This is a genomic window from Agromyces sp. GQ35, assembly GCF_059758475.1.
On the sequence record NZ_JCAXEO010000001.1, the window covers coordinates 1,000,112 to 1,021,532 of the forward strand.

At 66.8% G+C, this 21,421-nt stretch carries 22 protein-coding genes; 9 read left to right on the forward strand and 13 right to left on the reverse strand.

What is annotated here, in order from left to right; all coding sequences use genetic code 11:
- Position 1 precedes the first annotated feature (1 nt).
- From AC6CH0_RS04700 to AC6CH0_RS04715, 4 genes are all read right to left on the reverse strand, one after another.
- Positions 2-940: a carbohydrate ABC transporter permease gene (locus AC6CH0_RS04700; RefSeq protein WP_498098605.1), complete on the reverse strand. Its 939-nt coding sequence runs from the start codon at positions 938-940 to the stop codon at positions 2-4.
- A 74-nt stretch (positions 941-1,014) separates the two neighbouring features.
- On the reverse strand, positions 1,015-2,298 hold the full coding sequence (locus AC6CH0_RS04705; RefSeq protein ID WP_498098606.1) for an ABC transporter substrate-binding protein: 1,284 nt from the start codon (positions 2,296-2,298) through the stop codon (positions 1,015-1,017).
- Between the two features lie 202 nt (positions 2,299-2,500).
- Positions 2,501-3,640, reverse strand: coding sequence for an ROK family transcriptional regulator (locus AC6CH0_RS04710; RefSeq protein ID WP_498098607.1), 1,140 nt, complete (start codon positions 3,638-3,640; stop codon positions 2,501-2,503).
- Positions 3,641-3,683: 43 nt separating this feature from the next.
- A complete protein-coding gene (locus AC6CH0_RS04715) occupies positions 3,684-4,160 on the reverse strand; it encodes a GNAT family N-acetyltransferase (RefSeq protein ID WP_498098608.1) in 477 nt (158 codons plus the stop codon).
- A gap of 214 nt (positions 4,161-4,374) precedes the next feature.
- Between AC6CH0_RS04715 and AC6CH0_RS04720 the strand changes: the two genes are divergently transcribed.
- A complete protein-coding gene (locus tag AC6CH0_RS04720) occupies positions 4,375-5,373 on the forward strand; it encodes an NADP-dependent oxidoreductase (RefSeq protein WP_498098609.1) in 999 nt (332 codons plus the stop codon).
- Positions 5,374-5,425: 52 nt separating this feature from the next.
- Positions 5,426-6,292, forward strand: a complete 867-nt coding sequence (locus AC6CH0_RS04725) for an alpha/beta fold hydrolase (protein WP_498101028.1) — start codon at positions 5,426-5,428, stop codon at positions 6,290-6,292.
- 20 nt (positions 6,293-6,312) lie between these two features.
- Here the strand turns inward: AC6CH0_RS04725 and AC6CH0_RS04730 are convergent, their stop codons facing one another.
- Positions 6,313-7,026: an SDR family oxidoreductase gene (locus AC6CH0_RS04730; RefSeq protein ID WP_498098610.1), complete on the reverse strand. Its 714-nt coding sequence runs from the start codon at positions 7,024-7,026 to the stop codon at positions 6,313-6,315.
- A gap of 146 nt (positions 7,027-7,172) precedes the next feature.
- On the opposite strand from AC6CH0_RS04730, the gene AC6CH0_RS04735 reads away from it, so the two are divergent.
- Positions 7,173-7,775, forward strand: a complete 603-nt coding sequence (locus AC6CH0_RS04735) for a TetR/AcrR family transcriptional regulator (RefSeq protein WP_498098611.1) — start codon at positions 7,173-7,175, stop codon at positions 7,773-7,775.
- Here the strand turns inward: AC6CH0_RS04735 and AC6CH0_RS04740 are convergent.
- Complete coding sequence (locus AC6CH0_RS04740; RefSeq protein WP_498098612.1) at positions 7,741-8,730, reverse strand: helix-turn-helix transcriptional regulator; 990 nt, start codon at positions 8,728-8,730, stop codon at positions 7,741-7,743. The two genes, AC6CH0_RS04735 and AC6CH0_RS04740, sit on opposite strands and share 35 nt — an antisense overlap.
- A 63-nt stretch (positions 8,731-8,793) precedes the next feature.
- On the opposite strand from AC6CH0_RS04740, the gene AC6CH0_RS04745 reads away from it, so the two are divergent.
- From AC6CH0_RS04745 to AC6CH0_RS04755, 3 genes are all read left to right on the forward strand, one after another.
- Positions 8,794-9,930 (forward strand): epoxide hydrolase family protein, encoded by a 1,137-nt coding sequence (locus AC6CH0_RS04745; RefSeq protein WP_498098613.1) that lies wholly within the window; start codon positions 8,794-8,796, stop codon positions 9,928-9,930.
- 83 nt (positions 9,931-10,013) lie between these two features.
- Positions 10,014-10,529 carry a hypothetical protein gene (locus AC6CH0_RS04750; RefSeq protein WP_498098615.1) on the forward strand — a complete coding sequence of 172 codons (516 nt, stop codon included), beginning with the start codon at positions 10,014-10,016 and terminating at the stop codon, positions 10,527-10,529.
- A 9-nt stretch (positions 10,530-10,538) separates the two neighbouring features.
- Positions 10,539-11,093 carry a TetR family transcriptional regulator gene (locus AC6CH0_RS04755; RefSeq protein ID WP_498098616.1) on the forward strand — a complete coding sequence of 185 codons (555 nt, stop codon included), beginning with the start codon at positions 10,539-10,541 and terminating at the stop codon, positions 11,091-11,093.
- A 51-nt stretch (positions 11,094-11,144) separates the two neighbouring features.
- Here AC6CH0_RS04755 and AC6CH0_RS04760 read toward each other — a convergent pair whose 3' ends face one another.
- Positions 11,145-12,179 carry a DUF4037 domain-containing protein gene (locus tag AC6CH0_RS04760; RefSeq protein ID WP_498098617.1) on the reverse strand — a complete coding sequence of 345 codons (1,035 nt, stop codon included), beginning with the start codon at positions 12,177-12,179 and terminating at the stop codon, positions 11,145-11,147.
- Positions 12,180-12,307: 128 nt separating this feature from the next.
- On the opposite strand from AC6CH0_RS04760, the gene AC6CH0_RS04765 reads away from it, so the two are divergent.
- Positions 12,308-13,549 (forward strand): MFS transporter, encoded by a 1,242-nt coding sequence (locus AC6CH0_RS04765; protein WP_498098618.1) that lies wholly within the window; start codon positions 12,308-12,310, stop codon positions 13,547-13,549.
- 69 nt (positions 13,550-13,618) lie between these two features.
- On the forward strand, positions 13,619-14,668 hold the full coding sequence (locus AC6CH0_RS04770) for an alpha/beta fold hydrolase (RefSeq protein WP_498098620.1): 1,050 nt from the start codon (positions 13,619-13,621) through the stop codon (positions 14,666-14,668).
- A gap of 45 nt (positions 14,669-14,713) precedes the next feature.
- Here the strand turns inward: AC6CH0_RS04770 and AC6CH0_RS04775 are convergent, their stop codons facing one another.
- The gene (locus tag AC6CH0_RS04775; protein WP_498098621.1) at positions 14,714-16,954 is read right to left on the reverse strand and encodes an MMPL family transporter; all 2,241 of its coding nucleotides are present in this window, start codon (positions 16,952-16,954) and stop codon (positions 14,714-14,716) included.
- Positions 16,955-17,027: 73 nt separating this feature from the next.
- Between AC6CH0_RS04775 and AC6CH0_RS04780 the strand changes: the two genes are divergently transcribed.
- A complete protein-coding gene (locus tag AC6CH0_RS04780) occupies positions 17,028-17,630 on the forward strand; it encodes a TetR/AcrR family transcriptional regulator (RefSeq protein WP_498098622.1) in 603 nt (200 codons plus the stop codon).
- Between the two features lie 62 nt (positions 17,631-17,692).
- Here the strand turns inward: AC6CH0_RS04780 and dnaB are convergent, their stop codons facing one another.
- The 5 genes from dnaB to rpsF all read right to left on the reverse strand — a co-directional run bounded on the left by dnaB (position 17,693) and on the right by rpsF (position 21,328).
- Positions 17,693-19,069, reverse strand: coding sequence for a replicative DNA helicase (gene dnaB / locus AC6CH0_RS04785; RefSeq protein ID WP_498101030.1), 1,377 nt, complete (start codon positions 19,067-19,069; stop codon positions 17,693-17,695).
- 461 nt (positions 19,070-19,530) lie between these two features.
- Complete coding sequence (gene rplI / locus AC6CH0_RS04790) at positions 19,531-19,983, reverse strand: 50S ribosomal protein L9 (RefSeq protein WP_498098624.1); 453 nt, start codon at positions 19,981-19,983, stop codon at positions 19,531-19,533.
- 11 nt (positions 19,984-19,994) lie between these two features.
- The gene (rpsR, locus tag AC6CH0_RS04795) at positions 19,995-20,255 is read right to left on the reverse strand and encodes a 30S ribosomal protein S18 (RefSeq protein WP_022892391.1); all 261 of its coding nucleotides are present in this window, start codon (positions 20,253-20,255) and stop codon (positions 19,995-19,997) included.
- 90 nt (positions 20,256-20,345) lie between these two features.
- A complete protein-coding gene (locus AC6CH0_RS04800) occupies positions 20,346-20,879 on the reverse strand; it encodes a single-stranded DNA-binding protein (protein WP_022892390.1) in 534 nt (177 codons plus the stop codon).
- A 5-nt stretch (positions 20,880-20,884) separates the two neighbouring features.
- The gene (rpsF, locus tag AC6CH0_RS04805) at positions 20,885-21,328 is read right to left on the reverse strand and encodes a 30S ribosomal protein S6 (protein WP_498098625.1); all 444 of its coding nucleotides are present in this window, start codon (positions 21,326-21,328) and stop codon (positions 20,885-20,887) included.
- Positions 21,329-21,421 lie beyond the last annotated feature (93 nt).

The window sequence follows — 21,421 nt, forward strand, 5'->3', positions numbered from 1 at the left end:
ATCACTTGCTCTCGTCGAATGTGCGCTGCTGGAGCAGTCGGAGAAGCCCGATCGAGATGACGAGGGTGCCGAGGGCCAGCACCACCGACATGGCTGCCGCGCCTGAGGCATTGTCGAGGGCGAACGCGTCGCGGTAGACCTTCATCAGCGGGAAGAAGGAATGCGAGATCGCGCTGGACAGGGACTTCAGGGTCGCGGGTTCGGAGTACGCCTGCAGCGTCGCGATGAGCGAGAACAGCAGCGTCAGGATCAGGGCCGGCGAGAGCAGCGGGATCTTGATCCGCCAAGCGATCTGCCACTCGGTCGCGCCGTCGATCTTCGCTGCTTCGTAGATCTCGCTCGGGATGGAACGCAGCGCCGTGTACAACACGATCATGTTGAAGCCGACTCCCGCCCAGATCGCGATGTTCGACAGCGATCCGTAGATCGCCGAGGAGTTCAAGAAGTCGATGGCCGGCAGTCCGACCGCTTGCAGCACGTAGTTGAAGGGACTCGTGCTGGGCAGGTACATGAACCCCCAGAGCAGCGTGGCGATCACCCCGGGAACGGCATAGGGAATGAAGATCGCAGTCCTCGTGAATCGCGTGAATCGCACTCGCGGCAGGTCGAGCAGCAGGGCGAAGAGCAGGGCGAGACCGAGCGTCAGTGGCACGGAGATGAATCCGAAGATGGCGAGTCGGCCGAGCGAGGCGAGGAGTTCAGGGTCGGTCAGCGCGTCGATGTAGCTCTCGAATCCGACGAACACCGGGCGCCGGATGCCGAAGGCTCCGCCGTCGACCTTCAGTTGCACGAAGCTCAGGTAGATCGCGTAGCCGATGGGGATCAGGAGGAAGACGGTGAAGAGCACGACCGCAGGGCTGAGGAACACCCACGGCGCAAGACGAGGTCGGGAGCCGCTCAGGCGGCGGCGCACTGGTGCGGTGATGTGCTGGGTGGTCATGGTTCTGCTTTCGTTGAGCACGGCCGGTGGCGGCGCGGGCGGGCTGCACGCCGCGCCGCCATCGGTTGCCGGCGCTACTTGACGGTGAATCCGGACTTTTCCAGGTCGGCGACGACCGCGTCCTGTGCCTTGCCGAGCACGTCCACGTACGAGCCCTTCGAGGCCGTCGCAGACTTGATCCCGTCGCTGTAGGCGTCGAAGGCGACCTGCACGTTGGGGCCCCAGGTGACGGGGGCGGTGTCGGCCGCCACCTCCGCGGCGAACGTCCAGAAGTCGGCCTGTCCGCTGACGAGCGCCGGCACCGGCTGGTCGGCGAGGGCGTCCTGGCCAGCGGTCGAAGCGGGGAAGAGTCCGCCCTTGTCGATGAGCTCGGTGGAGCCTTCTTCCGAGCCGTTGAGCCACTGCAGGAACTGCACCGCCTCCTCGGGGTGCTCGGAGGACTTGGTCACGAGCACCGAGGATCCGCCCATGAGTCCGACCTGGGTCTCACCGTCCCACGACGGCATCGGTGCCGCTGCCCAGAGGCCCGCGGTGTCGGGAGCGACCGACTCCATCACGCCGGGGGCCCAGACACCGGCGGTCCAGCTGAGCAGGGTGCCGTCGTTCATCATCGTGTTCCACTCGGGAGTGAAGAAATGTGTCGTGTCGGCGTAGCCGCTCTCGACGAGGTCCTGCCAGAAGGTCGCGACGCGCTCGGATGCAGCGCCGTCGATATCGACGGACCAGGATTCGCCATCCGTCGCCCACCACTCGGAACCGAGGGCCTGCGCGTACGCGGCGAAGGTCGATGCGTCATCGGGGTAGCCACCCAGGAAGGAGTTCGGTGCGACCTCCTTCACCTGCTTGGCAAGGGCCGCGTACTCGTCCCACGTCGTGGGGGGCGTAAGACCGTACTGCTCGAACAGGTCGGCGCGGTAGACGAAGATCATTGGCCCGATGTCCTGCGGTACCCCGTACACGCCCTCGCCCACTGTGACGAGGCTCATGGTGCCGTCGGAGAAGTCGGAGCTGAAGGTGTCGGCGTACTGGCTGATGTCTGCCGCCACATCACTCACGACGAGGTTCGGGAGCTTCTGGAACTCGGCCTGCGCCATGTCCGGGCCCTCGCCGGCGCGCTCGGCGGCGAGGAGCTTGGCGATCATGTCGTCGGCTCCGGCCGCCTCGGTGACCTTGACCTGGATGTCGGGGTGCTCGGCGTTCCAGACATCTGCCATCTCCTGAACGTTCGGGGCCCAGGTCCAGTAGTCGAGGGTGATGGGGCCGGAGGCGGTGTCTCCGCCGCCACCGGAGCAGCCGGTGAGGAGAAGCGCGCCGGCCGTGACGGCGGCGACGGATACTGCGCGGAATGTGTGCTTCATGGGTGCGTGCTACTCCCTTGTAGTGGCGATGATGCGCGAATTGCTGCGGGTGGCGAGCGTTTCGAAGGTCGGAGCTGATGGGGGACTGCCCTGTCCGTCGTGCGCTCTCGCGCGTGCCCGCCCATTTTGTACTCTCATGAAACAATATGTCAAGAGGCACAACAAATTCGCCGCATGAACGCGGAAACCGGCGTTGGAACCGTTAGACGACCCGTCGGATCGCGCTGACCGCTGCCGCCCAGGCGTAGTCGGCGAAGGAGAAGTCGTGGACTTCGATCTCCGGGCGCTCGGAGGCGGGGTCCAGCCTTTCGGCGAGCGCGATGTGCATCGCGGACCCGCCTGCACGCGCGACCGCGAGTCCCTCTCCCGTTACGATCACCTTTTCAGGATCGATGACGTTTGCCAGTTGGGCGATGACGACACCGAGTGCGTATCCGGCATCGTCGAGCGCACTCTGCGCCTCGCGGTCACCTGCGGCAGCACGCTCGAGGACCCGCGCGAAGCTGGTGTCGGCCGCGTTATGCAGGATGGCGGGGATCGTGACGTATGCCGACGCACATCCGACGTGACCCCGATCGCACGTCGGACCGTCGTGCCGCACGGGGATGTGACCGACCTTGCCGGGATGCCCGTTCGCGCCGCGTACGAGCTCGTCATTGACGACGATGCCCGCACCGATGCCGGCGCCCAGGCCGATCAGTACGAGGGAGCTGCGCCCGACCCCTGCTCCAAACCAGTGATGTGCGGCGGTGAGCGCCTGCACGTCATTGCCCATCGCGATAGGCAGGCCGGTTTCCGCCTCGACGAGCGACTCGAGGGGCACGTTGTCCCACCCGAGGAAGTGCGACCCCACGATGACCGATCGGCCGCGCACCTGCTCGACATCACCGGCGAGGCACACTCCCACAGATGTCAACCGCGGGTTGGCGGCCCTGAACCCCCTGACGACCTCTGCGATCTGGGTGACCACGTCGGGCGCGTATCGAGAGACGAGTGCCCGCTCCTCGATCTCGATGACGTTCGCCTGCAGGTCGGTCACCACCGCGTACAAGGCCTCGCCGGTGAGTTTCACCCCCGCGAACTGGGCCGAACTCGGCTCGAGATTCAAGATCTCCGACGGGCGTCCCCGCCCATTCGGGGCGTTGGTCTCGCCCTCGGTGACGAATTCGAGCTCGACGAGATCCCGTGCGAGGCGGGTGAGACTCGTCCGGGACAGCCCCGTGCGGCGAGCAAGCTCGGCGCGCGACGTCGACCCGTTGATGAGCAGCTCGAGAAGTACCGTTCGTTGGGCGTCATGGAGATCCGGCCAGGCCCACGCGGGCTCACTGCTCGACTCGACCATGAGGGGAGCCTACTGTCGCAACCGGCGAAGCGATGCGCCCCCGCTAGGCCGAAGTCGCGGCTCGCTCCATGCAGACGAGGCGGGGTCGCTCGTCCCACGACGGTACTCGGACGAAGCCCCGCCCAAGATAGAGCCGCAGCGCGGAGTCTCGCCAGTCCCAGACCGAGAGGCGCAGCGGTTCCTGCTGTTCCTGCTGTTCCTGCAGCACGGCATCGAGAAGCGCGGATCCGACCCCGCGCCCACGCGCACCTGGATCAGCCCAGAGTCGCTTGATCTCCATCGCATTCTCGGTTCTCGTGAGCACCGCGACGCCCACAGCGGCAGAGCCCAGCTCTGCGAGGGAGACCGACGCTCCCGCGTACGCCGCCGCCGGACGTGCGGCCTCGGCCTGGTAGCTCGCGGGGAGCTCGTCGTCGTCGCGGAAGGGCGCGCGCTGCAGGTGCGCAGCCTTCTCATGCTCCGTCTGGCGCAGGTATGCCTCGACGAGGCGACCCACCGTCGCTGAGTCGTGACCGCTCATGACAGCCCGACGAACGAGCGGGGGAGTCGAGACAGAGTGCACCCCTCATCATCACACCGGCCGTCGTTCCCGCTGCAATCCACCCAAAGACGGCTTCGGCGTCAGGCTGTGCGTCGACCATGACGACCTCCCTTGACAAGGTTACTGAGTTGACTCATAATTGAGCATACTCGGGTATCCGAGCAAAGAAGTCGTCAAGAAGGAGCACCATCGCATGCGAGCGTTCGTCGTCACCAAGTACACGGAGCCAGTCCAGGAGGCTGATGTCCCCGAGCCCGTCGTCGGCGAGCACGATGTCCTGGTGCGGGTGGACGCGGCCGGGCTGAACCCGCTGGACGAGGGGATCCGCACCGGTCGGTTCAAGCAGATCCTGCCGTACAGGCTGCCCCTGATCCTCGGCAACGATCTCGCCGGCACCGTCATCCGCGTCGGCGCGAAGGTGCGCCAGTTCAAGCCCGGCGACGAGGTATACGCCCGGCCCGACAAGGACCGCATCGGTACGTTCGCCGAGCGCATCGCCGTCGCTGAGGCCGACCTGGCACTCAAGCCTGCGTCGATCAGCATGGAGGAGGCGGGCTCGCTACCGCTGGTGGCGTTGACCGCGTGGCAGGCGCTCGTGGAGCGCGGGAACGTGCAGCCGGGGCAGAAGGTCCTCATCCACGCCGGCGCCGGCGGGGTCGGAACGATCGCGATCCAGCTTGCCAAGTACCTCGGCGCGACCGTCGCCACCACCGCCAGCGGCTCCAGCGCCGACTTCGTCCGCGAACTCGGAGCTGACACCGTCATCGACTACCGCACCCAGGACTTCGAACAGCTCCTTGACGGTTACGACCTGGTGCTGGACAGCCTCGGCGGGGAGAACCTCGAGAAGTCCCTGCGCGTCCTCAAGCGCGGCGGCAAGGCCATCGGCATCTCCGGCCCACCGGACCCGAGCTTCGCCCGCGAGATCGGCCTCAACCCCCTGATGCGCCTGGCGACCGCCGGGCTCAGCAGCAAGATTCGCAAGCAGGCGAAGAAGCTCGGTGTGAACTACGAGTTCCTGTTCATGCGCGCCAGCGGTGACCAGCTCAGGCAGATCACGGCACTCGTCGACCAAGGCGTGTTGCGCCCGGTCGTGGGCAAGGTCTTCGACTTCACCCAGACCCCGCAAGCCATGCAGTCCATCGCCACGGGCAGCATTCGCGGGAAAGGCGTCGTCACCGTCACCGGCTGATGCGCCTCCGACAATTCACCTCACCCCCCCCCATTCAGAAGGAAGAAACATGATGAGCAATACCAACACCTCACGAGAACCCGTGATCACCTCGTATGCGGAAGCGCCCGCCCGCACGATCAGCGCGAACGGCGTGACCTTCGCCTACCGCGAGCTGGGACCGAAGGGCGGCATCCCGGTCGTCTTCTTCGTGCACCTCGCCGCGACGCTCGACAACTGGGACCCCCGCATCGTCGACCCGATCGCGAAGAACCACCACGTCATCACCTTCGACCAGCGGGGTGTCGGCGCCTCCACCGGCAAAGTGCCCGACAGCATCGAGGCGATGGCCGACGACGCCTACACCTTCATCCGCGCGCTCGGGTTCGACAAGATCGACGTCTTCTCGTTCTCCCTCGGCGGCATGGTCGCCCAAGCCCTCGTGGTCAAGCACCCCGAACTCGTGCGCAAGCTCGTGCTCACCGGCACCGGGCCCGCCGGCGGGAAGGACATCGATAAGGTCGCCGGCACGACCTATTACGACATCCTGCGCGCGACCCTGACCCGGTCGGACCCGAAGGAGTTCCTGTTCTTCAACCGCGACACCTCCGGCAAGCGCGCCGGCAAGGCGTTCGTCAAGCGTCTCCAGGAGCGCACCGTCGACCGGGACGCCCCGGCCACCGTAAAGGTTCTCCAGACGCAGCTGAAAGCGATCAAGAAGTGGGGCCGCTCAGCGCCCGCCGACCTGTCGAAGCTCACCCAGCCCACCCTCATCGCGAACGGAGACAACGACCGGATGGTGCCCTCGGTGCTCTCCGAAGACCTGCACCGCCGCATCACGGGATCCGAACTGATCATCTACCCCGACTCCGGCCACGGCGGCATCTTCCAGTTCCACGACAAGTTCGCCCCTGTCGCGGCCGAGTTCCTCGCCCGCTGACCGGCACCCGACGTGCGGCGTCAGGCGTTCGTGCGCTGCAGTCCCGGGTAGAGCGCTTCGACCGGGCCGCTCAGCGCGGCCTTCAGCTGCACGGACGTCCCGTCGGCGAGCACCTCGTACTCGCCGGCTTCGACGGCATCCACTACGGCGCGCACGAGATCAGCCGGATCCATCTTGGGATCGCTCGTGTGCGCAGCCATCGCCGTGTCGACCCACCCGACGTGCACGCCCACAACATGGACTCCCTCAGGGGCGAGTTCCAGGCGCAGCGAGTTGGTGGCCGACCACAGGGCCGCCTTGGTGGCGCTGTAGATGCCGGCGACGGCGTACCAGCTCAGCGCGGAGTGGATATCGATGATCACAGACTCATTCCGTGCTGACAGGATCGGTGCGAACGCGCGGGCGAGGAACAGTGGGCCGAGGAAGTTCGTCTCGACGTTGTTCCGGATCTCCTCGTCGGTGTGGGTGAGGATTCCCGGGCTCTGCGTGGTCGCGCCCGCGTTGTTGATCAGCACGGTCACATCACCCGCGGCCGAGACTGCTGCCTGGATGGATGCGGGGTCGGTGACGTCGAGGGTGAGCGGCACGATGCGCTCGTCGTCCCAGGTGCGGGGGGTGCGAGCGGTGGCGTAGACCTTGCGTGCGCCGCGGGCGAGCGCTTCGTACACGAAGTGGGTTCCGATGCCACCGTTCGATCCCGTGACGAGGACGACGGCTCCGTTGAGTGAGGGCATGTTCACGTGCTTTCTCTTGGGGGTGGGATCCGCATCGCGGTACGGATCATCGTGGGAGAATGAACCGAGGCACATCCGAGTCCACACAGTTTTGACTATAATCAGAACTGAGCAAAGTCAGAGTCTATTCCCAGAGGAGACGCGCCATGACCCTCGCCCCACAGCCGATCGGACGGCGCGAGCGGAACAAGCAAGACAAGCTGGAGCGCATCACCGCCGCCGCCGGCGAGCTCTTCGCGAAGCACGGCGTCGACGAGGTCACGACCCAGCAGATCGCCGACAAGGCCGACATCGGCACGGGCACCCTGTTCCTCTACGCCAAGACCAAGGGCGAGCTGCTCCTGCTCGTGCAGAACTCCAGCTACAACGACGCCCTCGTGAAAGGCCGGGCAGCCGCCGAGGGGAGCTCCGACCCGCTCGAAGCGGTGATGGCAATCCTGCGTCCGGTCGTGGAATGCAACCGTACCCAGGTCGACAACGGGCGCACCTACCTCCGGGAGATCGTCTTCGGCGACCCCGAAGAGCCCTACCACCGCGACGCTCTCGCCCTCACCGTGCAGACCGAAGAGGCGATCGCGGAGGTGTTGAAACGCGACCAGCGCACCAGCGCCGATGACGCGGCCGCACTCGCGCACATCGTCTCCGCCGTCATGTTCCTCAGCATGGCGGCCACGATCTACATCGACCGCTCCGTCGACGAGATCCTCGACGACATCAGAGGCCAGGTGCGCGTTCTCCTGCCGCGCTGACCATTTCGCCGCCCGCAGCGCGACGAAACCTCGTCGCAAGGCGGTCGAACGCCACCGCGAGCTCGTCGCCCTCGATCACTTCGATGTCGGCGTCGAGCTGTGCCATCCACAGCGCGAGCCGGTGCGGGTCGTCGGAACCCAACTCGACACGGCAGGTCGACTCGTCGACCACCTCGATGTCGACCGGGATGTGGAGCTTCGCGGCGACCGCGGCTGCGGGAGCGTGCACGAGTATGCGAGCGCGGTACGTCCAGGCCGCCGTGATGACGCGCCTGACGACGTACTCGACGACATCGTCGTCCGGAATCACGCGTGGCCGGAACCGCGCACCCGTCGGCGCGTGCGGAACCATGCGATCGACACGGAAGACCCGCCAGTCCCCACGGTCGAGATCCCACGCCAACAGGTACCAGAGCGGCCCCCAGCACACCAGCCGTTGCGGTTCGGTGTGGCGCCCCGCTTCCTTGCCCCCCGGCTTCGTGTACCCGAACCGGAGCCGTTCGTGGCCGCGGATCGCGGAAGCGACCGCGGCGAGCGCCGAGAGATCGAGCGGCGGTCCAGCGCCCGCAACGACACTCGTCGCCTCACGTACCGCGTCGACGCGCCGACGTAGACGCGTCGGCAGCACCTGCTCCAACTTCGCGAGCGCGGTGAGGGATGTCTCTTCGACGCCGAGCCTCCAGGTCGCGACCGCGCCCAGCCCAACCGCAACAGCGACGGCCTCGTCGTCGTCGAGCAGCAGCGGGGGCATCGACGTCCCGGCGGCCAGCCGGTACCCGCCCGCGACGCCGGGCCGCGCGTCCACGGGATAGCCGAGTGACCGCAGCTTGCCGATGTCGGCGCGCACTGTGCGCGTGCTGACATGGAGCCGGCCGGCGAGCTCGGAGCTCGTCCAGTCGCGCTTGAGCTGCAGCAACGAGAGCAGCTCGAGCAGGCGGGCCGAGGTCTCCAACATGTTCTCGATCATCCCAGCAATCGCGGAAGCTAACCTTCCGCATTCCTTGGCACCGTGGATGTCATGACTGAGAACACCGCACTGACACCGTTCCGCATCGACATCCCGCAGGCCGACCTCGACGACCTGCGCAGCCGGCTGGCGCACACGCGCTGGCCGATCCCCGTCCCGGGCCGAGACGATCCCACCGACTTCAGCCGCGGCATCCCGCTGGGGTATCTGACGGAGCTCGCCGAGTACTGGCGCGACGGGTTCGACTGGCGCGCGCAGGAAGCGAAGCTCAACGAGTACGAACAGTTCACGACGGTCGTCGCCGGCCAGAGGTTCCACGTCGTCCATGCGCGATCGGCGAACCCCGAGGCCACCCCGCTCATCCTGAACAACGGCTGGCCGAGCTCGTTCGTCGAATACCAGCGACTCATCCCGCTCCTGACCGATGCGTTTCACGTGGTCATCCCATCGCTGCCCGGCTTCGGGTTCTCCACCCCGCTGTCAGGGACCGGCTGGCAGCTGGCGCGGACGGCGGACGCCTATGCCGAGATCATGACGCGTCTCGGCTATGAGCGGTTCGCGGCCCACGGCACCGACGTCGGCGCGGGCACCACCGGGCACCTCGCGGCGGTCTACCCGGAGCGCATCATCGGCACGCACTTCGGCGCAGACCGCGTATGGCTCGGGTTGGTCGGTGACAAGTTCCCCTACCCCACCGGCCTGTCGGGCGACGAGATCGCCCAGATCGAGGCGCTGCACACCGAGAGCGCGGCAGAGCGCGGATACATCGGGATGCACAATCACCGGCCCGACACGATCGGCCCGGCACTCACCGACTCGCCGGTCGGTCAGCTCGCGTGGATCGCCGAGAAGTTCAAGAGAAGGACGAGTGGCGGCTACCGAGCGCCGAACGTCGACCGCGACCAGCTCCTCACGAACATCAGCTTGTATTGGTTCACCCTCAGCGGCGCTTCGATCGCGCAGTTCTACTACGAGTCCGAGCACTCCGACCGCGGCATGGTCATGGCCTCCGGGGTGCCATCGGGATGGGCCGTGTTCGACACCCATCCGCTCGTGCGTCGCGCACTGGACCCCGGGAAGTCGATCGGCCACTGGAGCGAGTTCACAGAAGGCGGCCACTTCCCCGCGATGGAGGAGCCGAAGCTGCTCGCGGACGACATCCGCGACTGCTTCCGCGGCATTTCCTGACCGCTTCGGGGTTCGGAGTTCACAGAAGGCGGCACAATACAAATTGTGTGCACACGGTGTCCACGGTGTGTGAGGATGGTGAGATGCGCTTGATCACCATCCTGCTCACCATCCCCGTCGTCGGGCTGCTCACGCAGCCGTTGTGGGCGCCGAGCTGGGGCGCGGGCATCCTCGGTGAGGTCGCTGCGCTCGGCCTCTGGGGTTCGGCGGCCGCGATCTCCGTCTTCTTCGGCCTCGTCGCGCTCTACTGCCGCACACTCCAGCGCATGCAGGCGACAGTTCGGCCCGAGGCACGGGTACGCTCACCCCGCTCGGTGTGGCTGATGTTCGCGGTTCCGTTCAACTTCGTCGAGGACTTCTTCATCATCGCCGACCTCGGGACGAGCCTCCGGCGCGACGGACGCACTGGGCTCGGGGCCACGCGCGTGTGGCTCGCGCTTGGATTCCTGTGGTGCGCCCTTCAGATCGCCTCTCTGCTCCCCGGCGTCGTCGGAGTGGCTACCGGCGCGCTCGCCCTCGCGGTCTGGGCCGCGCATTGGTGGTTCACCATCGTCACGCACCGTCGGATCGCGGCACTCCGCCCCGAGGCCGCCGCATAGGCTGTGGCCGTGGTGCTTCCTCGATTCCGTCGACTCCCCAGTGATGAGCAGGCCCGCATCCTCGCCATCGCGGCCGATCACCTCGCCGAGCGAGGCCTCCCGGACATGTCACTCCTCGACGTCGCCGAGGCCGCCGGCGTCTCGCGCTCGGCGATGTACAACTACTTCGACGGCCGCGACGACCTCATCGATGCCGTGCGCGACGATGCCCGCGGACAAGTGGGGGCGGCGCTCGGGGAATGGACCCCCAGCACGACGGTTGCGGAGTTCTGGAGTGCATTCCACGCCGGCGCAGGCAGGCTGGGTGCGCTCCTCACCCTGCGCCCTGCGCTGCGCACCGTGCTCGCGGGGACCGACGTGGCCGCCGACGACTCCTGGCTCGCTGCGTTCGTCGCGAACGCAGCAGCGCTCGACCTCCTCTCCTTCGAAGACCGGGAACTCGCTCTCGCCGTGACCGCCGCGGTGCTCGGCGCGGTCGACCGGCTCGAAGTCGTGGAACCTGGCCGCGTCCCGCCCGAACACATCGAAGCGCTGCTCTCCGCCCTCTGGGCGGCGACCGCCTGAAGTCAGGCGCACTGTCGCCGCGAAGGGTCGTCTCTCGGGCGATCCGGCGGCTCAGTGTGCGACTGCGGCCCTGCGTGCTTCGACGTCGACGAGGACATCGACATTGTCAGTCCGTTGATCGACCGACCCGCGGCCTCGCGGCAGACGCCGGACGCTCTGATCCACTACCCCGGCAAGGAGTTGGGCAACGATTTCCGGGTCGGGATGCAGATATGGCCGATCCCAGAATGGGATCGTCGCTCGTGTCGTCGCGGTCAAGGTGAGGGCATTCTGCCGCTGGAGGAGCGACTCCAGTACGGCGGCGATGCCGAGCTGTCGACCGGTCAGGTCGTCGGCGCGGAGTGCGGAATCGAGCGCCTCACCCACCTCACCTGCGCACTCCAAGGTCTGGAAGAGCGTGCCGAACCACTTTGCATACGGCGGCCAGCGGCGTTCCAGCATGAACGCCATGTGCATTGCGGTGTGGACCAAGCGAGCAGCGATGATGCGGGAGCCTGCGTCGTCACCGACGTCAGCTGCGCGTCCCATCAGAGGGAGTTCCTGCTCGATGCGAATCCAGTCGCAGGCGAGCACGTACCGCCAGATATCGTCGGGATACCATTCGAGCGCCCGTCGAGCTGAGACAAGTTCATCGGAAGTCTCGGTGAAGAGCGGACCGGCGACGACTTCGAGTGCAGCCTGCCCTGAGAGCGATAGCCAATCATGGGCCGACGCGTCCGCACGAGGATCGAAACCCAGATGCGCGTTCAGGAAGTCGGAAACACTACGCACTTCGACCTGGTGCCGCCGCTCCGTCTGACCGGTGAAGGTGAATCGGATCGGCAACCCGCGAAAGCTGCCGGGGAGAAGCCGCTCAAGCTCCAGGTCGACGTCAGCTACTGCGGCATCCGGCACGAACAGGTTGAGCCGCAAGCCCCAGTCGTGATCGCGCGATACAGCGTCGTCGAGACCGAGGACATCAGAGCCAGCGCCAAGTCGACCAGCGGAATAGGAAAGGTTGGGGAACCGCTCCGCCAGTATCGGGCCCACGACTTCGAGGAAATACGCCCGCGAGAGGGCGAGGCCGTTCGTATCCGTATCGGTCACCTCCCCATCCTGCACGCCGGACCAAGGACCGGGAGTATCAGCCGTGTTCCTTCGCGTGCCGACTCGGCGCAGGATGCGATGTCCGGTTCCCGCCGGAGCAGCGCCGACGTTGCTGCTGGAATCCGAGTATGTCCTCTGACCGACGCCGTCCGTTTCCCGCCCGGTTCACCCGCATCGCCTGGTCGAGCGTCCTCACCCAGTTCGCCGAGCAGATCGCTCTCGTCGCTGCGCCCCTCGCGGCAGTGCTCGTGCTCGGCGCCGGAGCGACGGAGACCGCCCTCCTTCAGGTCGCGCAGACGCTCCCGTTTCTCCTGCTGTCCATTCCGTTCGGATTGATTGTCGATCGGTCCTCTGCGAAACGTGTGCTGGTCGCCTCGGAAGCCCTGCGTGCGCTCACGCTGGGGTGCACGGTCGTGCTGATCCTCATGGATTGGCTTACCTTCGAGGCGTTGCTCATCGTGGGTTTCGTCGGCGCGATCGGGACCGTCGGGGTCGGAGTGGCGATTCCTTCAGCCGTGCCGCAACTCGTCGCCCGCGATCGGCTGTTGGATGCCAACCAGTGGCTCGAGCTCGGGCGCAGCATCGCCTTCATCTCCGGGCCGGTCATCGCGGGTGCGATCGTATCCGTCGCCGGCGCCGAGACGGCCTTCGTGGTGGCGACGATCACCTGCAGTGCCGCGGTGGCGCTGCTCGCGCGGATCGACATCGCCCGTACGGCACCGACGTCCCGGAGAGTCTTGGGAGAGATCACCGACGGTCTGCGGTTCGTGCTCTCGCACGAACTTCTCCGCCCGATGATCGTGACATCGATGATCTTCAACGTCGGGTGGTTCCTCATCCAGTCGATCTTCGTCGTCTACGCCCTGAGGAATCTGGGGATGACACCGGCGACCGTCGGGATCGCCATGGGAGTGTTCGGAGCCGGCATGGTCATCGGTGCGCTGGCAGCCCGGCCACTGTCGAAACGCATCACTCTGGGGCGGATGTCGGCGCTGGGACCGGTCGGCGGGTTCGTCGCCGCGTGCCTGATGATGACCACCCTGTGGTTGCCGACCCCGGTCCTCGCACTCGGATCGTTCTTCCTGTTCGGGCTGGGACCCGTGCTCTGGTCGATATCCACCACCTCACTGCGACAGGCCGTCACTCCGTCACGCATGATCGGCAGAGTGTCATCTCTGCTCGTTGTCTCCACCTACGGTGCTCGCCCGATCGGCGCCGGATTGGGTGCGCTGATCGCGGCCGCCTTCGGAATGGAGTGGTGCATCGCCGTGGCCGCCGTGGTGTTCGCCGCGCAGCTGGCGGTCGTGCTCGCGTCCCGGCTCCCGGCGGTGCGAGAGCTTCCCGAGCTCCGCGTGGCCGTCTCTCGCTGAGCGACATCCGGTTCGTGGCCAGCGATACCGACCGTGTTCAGGCGTCCGCCGCGCTCGTAAGCTGAGCCGATGAGGAAATGGGTGGTGCTGGCATCGGCGGCGTTGGGGCTTGCCGGACTCGCGGCGCTTCTTGCCTGGCGAGGGCCCCGTCTGCCGCCCGGCACCGAGAGAACGATTGCCCGCATCCGTTCCGGTCCCGTGACGGGAGTCGTCAACGGCACGACCGGGTACGCCCAGTCCGGCGGGGTCCGGATCTGGTACGAGTCCATCCCTCCTGCCGGTGCGGAGAAGGGTGTCGTATTGCTCAACATCGCACTCGGTGTGGGCTCGTTGTTCTGGCCGCCCGCATTCCTGCGCGCCCTGTCGGCGGCGGGATACCGAGTGGTCAGGTACGACCACCGGGGTACCGGCGCATCGAGTTGGATGACGGGATGGAGCCGAGAGCATCCGTACTCGCTGATCGACATGGCGAACGATGCGATCGCCGTCCTCGACGAGCTTCGCATCGACCGCGCTCACGTGCTCGGGCTCTCCCTCGGAGGTTTCATCGCCCAAGAGGTCGCGATCGAATACCCCGAGCGTGTCCAGTCGCTCACCCTCATGTCGACATCGGCGGACCCCACCGACGCCGCTATGCCCGGACCACGGACCTGGCCGTTGATCCAGTCCGCGATAGCGGGCCTTCCGCTGTTGCGGTACCGCTTGCTCGGCGGCGAAACGAATCTCGTGAAGGAGATGCTCGCGGGGCTGGTCTCGCAAGGCGGAGACGAACCTGTCGACGTGGAAGAGTGGACCAGGATCGTTCTCTACGACCTGCGCGAACGAAACGGACTCAACCTCCGTGCACTGCTGCAGCACCAGGCTGCTGTCGCCGTGACCCGCTCCCGATACCCGCTTCTGGGCACGATCACGGCACCCACCCTCGTGATACATGGGAACGCCGACGCGTTCCTGCCGATCGAGCACGGGCACCGACTCGCCGCAGCCATCCCTTCCGCCCGCGGACTTTGGCTGGAAGACACCGGTCACCCGTTCCCATACCCTGACATGGGCGAGGTGGTGACGGCGATCACGAGCCACCTCGACGCCTCCGATCCCTGCACTGAAGCCCCAACGTGACAAGCACGAGACCGGATGCCGTCCCGGCCACGAGGACGGACCGGCTCATGACATCGCCTCCGCCGTCGCGCGCGCCGGTGCGGCGGTGCCCGCGACGTCCAGCTCCTCACGCCACCCGAAGCGATCGTGGAAGCGGCGGAGGAATGGTGGCGCCCACCAGTTGGCGCGCCCGGCCAGGCGCATGAACGCCGGCACGAGCACCCCGCGGATGATGGTGGCGTCGACGACGACCGCAAGGGCCATGCCGATGCCGAGCTGCTGGAGGAAGGTCACCTCGCTCGTCGCGTAGACGCCGAACGAGATCGCGAGGATCAGCGCGGCGGAGCTCACGAGTGGCGCCGAGCGTGCGATGCCACGCGGCACCGAGGCGACGACATCGCCCGTGCGGTCGTAGTCCTCCTTGATGCGGGCGAGGAGGAAGACCTCGTAGTCCATCGAGAGCCCGTACGCGATGCAGAACATGAGGAGCGGGATGCTCGGCTCGATCGCGCCGGTCGGCGCGAATCCGAGGATGCCGCTGAGGCCGCCCTCCTGGAACCCCCAGACGAGCACCCCGAACATCACCGAAAGCGACAGGAGGTTCAGGATCGAGGCTTTGAGCGGTGCGACGACGCTCCCCGTCATGAGGAAGAGCATGACGAAGGTGACGAGCAGGACGAGCCCCGCGACGAGCGGGAATCGCTCGAGGACGCCGGCCCGGTAGTCGGCGAGCTCGGCGGGGTAGCCGCCGACGACCGCGTCGAACTGCGCATCGAGGGCACGGATGTCGCTGACGAGGTCGATCGGGTCGGCGGCGAGTCGCTCGGTCGTCGGGAGCACGGCTATCCATGCGGCGTCGCCGTTGCGGAACCGGTCGGCGCCGAACGGCCCGGGGTCGCCGATACGCTCACCGTCGACGTACGCGCCGGTCGCGGCATCGACGCGCTCGATGCCGTCGAGCCGTGAGGCGGATTCGGCGTACGCGGCGATCGCGGCATCCGTCGCCGACTCGGTCACGATGTAGACGGCATCGGCGTCCTCCGCCGTGAAGTCCGACCGGATCGTGTCGTACATCGCGCGGACCGGCTGCGTCGCGCGCAGGATCCGATCGTCGGGCGGGCCGAAGTTCGTTGCGAGCGCCGGCGCGCCGAGGGCGAGCAGAACGACGAGTCCGAGCCCGCCCGCGAGTGCGGGACGGCGCATGACGCGCGTCGCGGTGCGGTACCAGAAGCCCTGCTCGGGCGCCGCCACGGCCGTGCCGGCCAACGCCGCCCGCTCGGGCCGCGCGACCCGGTGTCCCAGCAACCGCAGCGCGGCCGGGAGCAGCACCGTCGATCCGATGACCGCGGTCACGACCACAGCGATGCCCGCGTAGGCGAACGACGAGAGGAATGGGAACGGGAACACGAAGAGCACGGCGAGTGCCGCCGCGACGGTGGCGCCACTGAAGACGATCGTGCGCCCGGCCGCGCGCACTGAGGCCCGGACCGCGTCGGCGACCTCGCGGCCGGCGGCGAGCTCCTCCCGGAAGCGGTAGGTCATGAAGAGCCCGTAGTCGACGCCGAGGCCGATGCCCATGACGAGCGCGATGTTCGACGCGAAGGTCGAGATGTCGGTGAACTCCGACACGATTCGCAGGATCGCGAGCGTGCCGGCGACCGAGAAGAGCCCGACGGCCATCGTGACGAGCGCGGCGCTCAACCTCCGGTAGACGAGCCAGAGCAGCCCGATGACGAGCGGCAGGATGATCAGCTCGGCACGGAGGAAGTCGGTACGCGCCTGCTCGGCAACGGCTCGGAACACCTCATCGCTGCCACCGAGTTGCACGGCGATGGCCGCATCCTCGGCACCCGCGATGACCTCCGCCTCGAGTGCGGGGAGGAGTTCGCCGCGCACGTGATCGGCGTCGCCGCCGGCCCAGGCGAGGATCACCGCGGAATCGCGCTCGCTGCTCGCGAGGCTCGCCGGACCCTCGGGCGACCAGTACGACCAAACATCCCCGATGCCATCGAAGGCGGCGATCTGCTCGGTGAGCCCCGCTCCGGCCGCGGCGACGTCGGCATCGTCGACGTCGCCCCGCTTCGCTTCGACGAGCACGGCGATGTTCGGGCTGCTCGTGTTGAAGCGCTCCGCGAGGAGCTGGCGCGCCGCGACCGACTCCGAGCCCGGGGCGTCGTAGCGATTGAGCGAGAGCGACTCGATGGCGGTGACGGCGAGCGCCGCGAACACGATGAAGACGGCAACGGATGCCGCGACGACGGACTTGGGGAACCTGGACACCGCACGGGCGATCACGTCGAACCTCACCTAGAATATGCGAGCAAGTAGTCGCAAAAAAGAATACGAGCAGTTACTCGTGTTTGTCGACGTATGGAGTGCGATGTCAGCGGATTCCCAAGAAACGAAGCGGCAGGCCCGCGGTCGCGCGCGGATCGACCAGATCCTGCTCGCGGCGGCCGAGACCTTCGGCGACCTCGGCTACGAGTCCGCCACGACGAATGCGATCGCGGCGCGAGCCGGCATCTCGCCGGGCTCCCTCTACCAGTTCTTCAAGAACAAGGAGGACATCGCGAACGCGCTGTCCGAACGATATGCCGAGCAGCTGAGCGGCGTCGAGCTCGGCACGGGTGGCGTCGAGCCGGCGACCCTCGAATCCGCCGTGCACGCGGCCATCGTGCCCCTCGTCGAGTTCAACCGGGCGAACCCCGGCTACAAGGCTCTCTTCGCACGCACCGACATGCCGGCGAGCATGCTCGAGGCGGTCGCCCCCGTCAGGGAGAACCTTCACGGGCGCATCCGAGTGGGAGTCGCGCGCCTCCTGCCGCAACTCGACGACGGCGACCTCGAACGCACGGTGCTCGTCGTCATGCACATGGTGCAGGGACTCATGCCCCTGATCGTCGCCGCGCCCGACGCCGAGCGCGGCGCGCTCGTGCGCGAGCTCGAGCGGATTCTCGTGGCCTACCTGCAATCGCTCGCGTAGGGCCGAACGCTGCGACTGCGACGAGAGATCGACTGGCTGCGTGAGAACTTACAACTTGGCGGTTACGCCTGGACCATGTCGGCGAACCGCGAGAAGTGGCCATGGAACGCCACCGTGATGGTGCGAGTCGGCCCGTTGCGGTGCTTGGCGACGATGAGGTCGGCCTCCCCGGCACGCGGGCTGTCGCGCTCATAGGCGCTCTCGCGGTGCAACAGGATCACCATGTCGGCGTCCTGCTCGATCGAGCCCGATTCGCGCAGGTCGCTGAGGGCTGGCATCTTGTCGGCGCGCTGCTCTGGGCCACGGTTCAACTGCGACAGCGCGATGACCGGTACCTGTAGTTCTTTCGCGAGCAGCTTGAGCGCACGCGAGAACTCCGACACCTCCTGCTGGCGGCTCTCGACGCGCTTGCCGCTCGTCATCAGCTGCAGGTAGTCGATGACGACCATCTTGAGCCCGACGCGCTGCTTGAGCCGCCGGCACTTGGCGCGGATCTCGACGAGCGTCATGTTGGGGGAGTCGTCGAGGTAGAGCGGTGCGTCGTTGATGCGCCCTCGCGTCGCGGCGATCGTGGTCCAGTCGCGGGAGTCGACGGTGCCCTTGCGCATCATCTGCAGCGGCACGGATGCCTCGGCCGAGAGCAGTCGCATCGCGATCTCGCTCTTACCCATCTCGAGTGAGAAGAACACCGATGGCAGGTCGTTGGTGATGGATGCCGCGCGGGCGAAGTCGAGCGCCAGCGTCGACTTTCCCATGGCGGGTCGCGCCGCGACGATGATCATCTGGCCGGGGTGGAACCCGTTGGTCAGGTCGTCGAGGTCGGCGAACCCAGTGGGCACGCCCGTGAACTTGCCGTCGGTGTGCTTGGCCGCTTCGATCTCGTCGATCGCCGCGGTCACCGCGTCGGAGAGCGGCACGTAGTCTTCGGTCTCGACCGAACCGGTGACGCTGTAGATCTCGGCCTGCGCGTTGTTGACGAGGTCGGTGACCTCGCCCTCGCCCTGGTACCCCATCTGCACGATGCGGGTGCCGGCCTCGACGAGGCGGCGCAGCAGCGCGCGCTCGGCGACGATCGAGGAGTAGAAGCCGGCGTTCGCCGCGGTCGGCACGATGCTCGTGAGCGTGTGCAGGTACTCGACGCCGCCGGCACGCTGCAGATCGCCGGTCTTCGTGAGTTCATCGGTGACGGCGATCACGTCGGTCGGCTCACCGTGCGAGTACAGCGTGAGGATGGCGTTGAACACGACCTCGTGCTTCGGCACGTAGAAGTCGACGCCGCGCACGGTCTCGATCACGTCGGCGACGGCGTCTTTCGAGAGCATCATGCCGCCAAGCGCGCTCTGCTCGGCGAGGAGGTCGTGCGGAGGAACGCGTTCGCCCCGTCGGGCGGAACCCTCGTCGTCGGCCGGTTCTGCGAGCCCGATGTGCGCGATCGACAACTCCATGACCTCCGGTTCGGCTCAAACGGGCGAGCGACCCGCGCCCGCCACCCAGTCTCCCGGGAGCCGCCGACATGGCTGGCCGACCGGATCTGCAGACGAGGTGGAAGGGACGCTGCTTCACGATAGGGAAGGCCTGTGGAGTACACAACCTGGCCTGTGGATAACTCTGGGGACAAACTGGGCGAAACGCCGTAGAAGGTGTGCACTCAGCCTGTGGACAACTGTGGAATTCGTGTGAATTACACGAGTTGAATTTCAACCTGACCTGGCATTTTTTCTATACACACCTGTGAGTGAAAACTTCTTTGAAACTCCACTGCCGCTGTGGGTCGACCTGTGTACAACGGTCTCAGCAAACTCCGATCTCGACTTGCGCGACAGACGCGACGGGTGTACGCGAAAACGACGAAGCGGCGGCCCGGACCGAAGCCCGAACCGCCGCTTGCGTGTGCTGCGAGTTACTTCGCCGAGACCACCTGGAGGGTGATCGTCGCCGAGAGCTCGTCGTGCAGACGAACCGTCGCCTCGTGGTCACCGGTCGCCTTGATGGGCGCCGTGATCTCGATCTTGCGCTTGTCGATCTCGCCGAGACCGGCTGCCGCGACGGCGGCCGCGATGTCAGCGGTCTTGACGGAGCCGAAGAGGCGACCGCCGAGACCGGACTTGACGGCCAGCTTGACCTTGCTCGACTCGAGCTTGGCCTTGAGGGCCTGCGCGTCTTCGAGCGAGTGCAGCTCGCGGGCGATGCGGGCCGCCTTGATCTGCTCGACCTGCTTCTCGCCACCGCGCGACCACGCCACAGCGAAGCCCTGGGGAACGAGGTAGTTGCGAGCGTAACCGCTCTTGACCTCGACGACGTCGCCGGCCGTGCCGAGGCCGGTGACCTCGTGCGTGAGAATTACCTTAGCCATTGTCGTGCTCCTTAACGGCCAGAGCCCGAGTAGGGCAGAAGGGCCATCTCGCGCGCGTTCTTGACGGCGCGGGCGATGAGGCGCTGCTCCTGCACGGAGACACCGGTGATACGGCGGGCGCGGATCTTTCCACGCTCGGAGATGAACTTGCGAAGGGTTGCGACGTCCTTGTAGTCGATGACACCGACCTTGATGGACTTCGCCGGGGCGGCGTTCTTCGCGCCCTTCCCGCGGGTCGGCTTGCGGCGATCGCCGCTCGACTTTCCAGCCATTGTCTTTCCTGTCTGATTGAAAACGATTCGAGCGAACGGATGCTTCGAGGCATCCGCTCACCGGCCTCTGCGCCTGCGAGCAGGCTGGGCCTAGAAGGGGGTCTCGTCGCCGTAGCTCGTGCCGGGGGTGTTCCAGACATCGCCGCCGCTGCCGCCACCCTGGGGGGCTGCTGCTGCGGGAGTGCTGGGTGCCCACGGCTCGTCGGCACCAGCGCCGCCCCCGAAGGAGCCGCCTCCAGCGCCGCCTGCGCCACGGTTGGACTGGGCGCGCGTCACGGACGCGGTGGCGTAGCGCAGGCTCGGGCCGATCTCGTCGACCTCGAGCTCCATGGTGGTGCGCTTCTCGCCTTCCTTCGTCTCGTAGGAACGCTGCTTGAGACGCCCGGAAGCGATGACCCGGGAACCCTTGGTGAGTGAACCGGCGACGTGCTCGGCGAATTCACGCCAGACGCTCGCGCGCAGGAACAACGCTTCACCGTCTTTCCACTCGTTCGCCTGACGGTCGAACGTACGGGGAGTGGATGCGATGGTGAAGTTGGCAACCGCGAGGCCGTTCTGCGTGTAACGCAGCTCGGGATCTGCAGTGAGGTTGCCCACCACGGTGATGATGGTCTCGCCGGCCATGGGGACTAGGCGTCCTTCTCGGCCGATGCGGGAGCGGCGGCGACTGCAGCAGCGGGAGCGGCGGCAGCAGCTGCTGCCTTCGCGCCGGCCTTCGCCGAAGCGGCGGCCTTCTTCGCGGCCTTCGCCTCCTGGGCCTTCTGGTGTGCGGCGACCTGAGCGATCGCCTCTTCCGCACGCAGGACCTTGGTGCGCATGACGGCTTCGCTGAGGTTCAGCTGGCGGTCGAGCTCATCGGTGGTCTTGGACTCGGCGGTGAAGTCGACGACGGCGTAGATGCCCTCGTTCTTCTTGTTGATCTCGTACGCCAGACGACGGCGTCCCCAGATGTCGACCTTGTCGACAGTGCCGCCATCGTTTCGGATGACGTTGAGGAACTTGTCAAGGCTGGGAGCAACGGTGCGCTCATCGATCTCGGGATCGAGGATTACCATCAGCTCGTATTGGTGCATGACTAACCCACCTCCTTCGGACTCAAACGGCCACAGGATCTCTGCAGCAGGAGGGTTGTGCATACGTCACCAGTGGAGGCCGCACAATCGCGG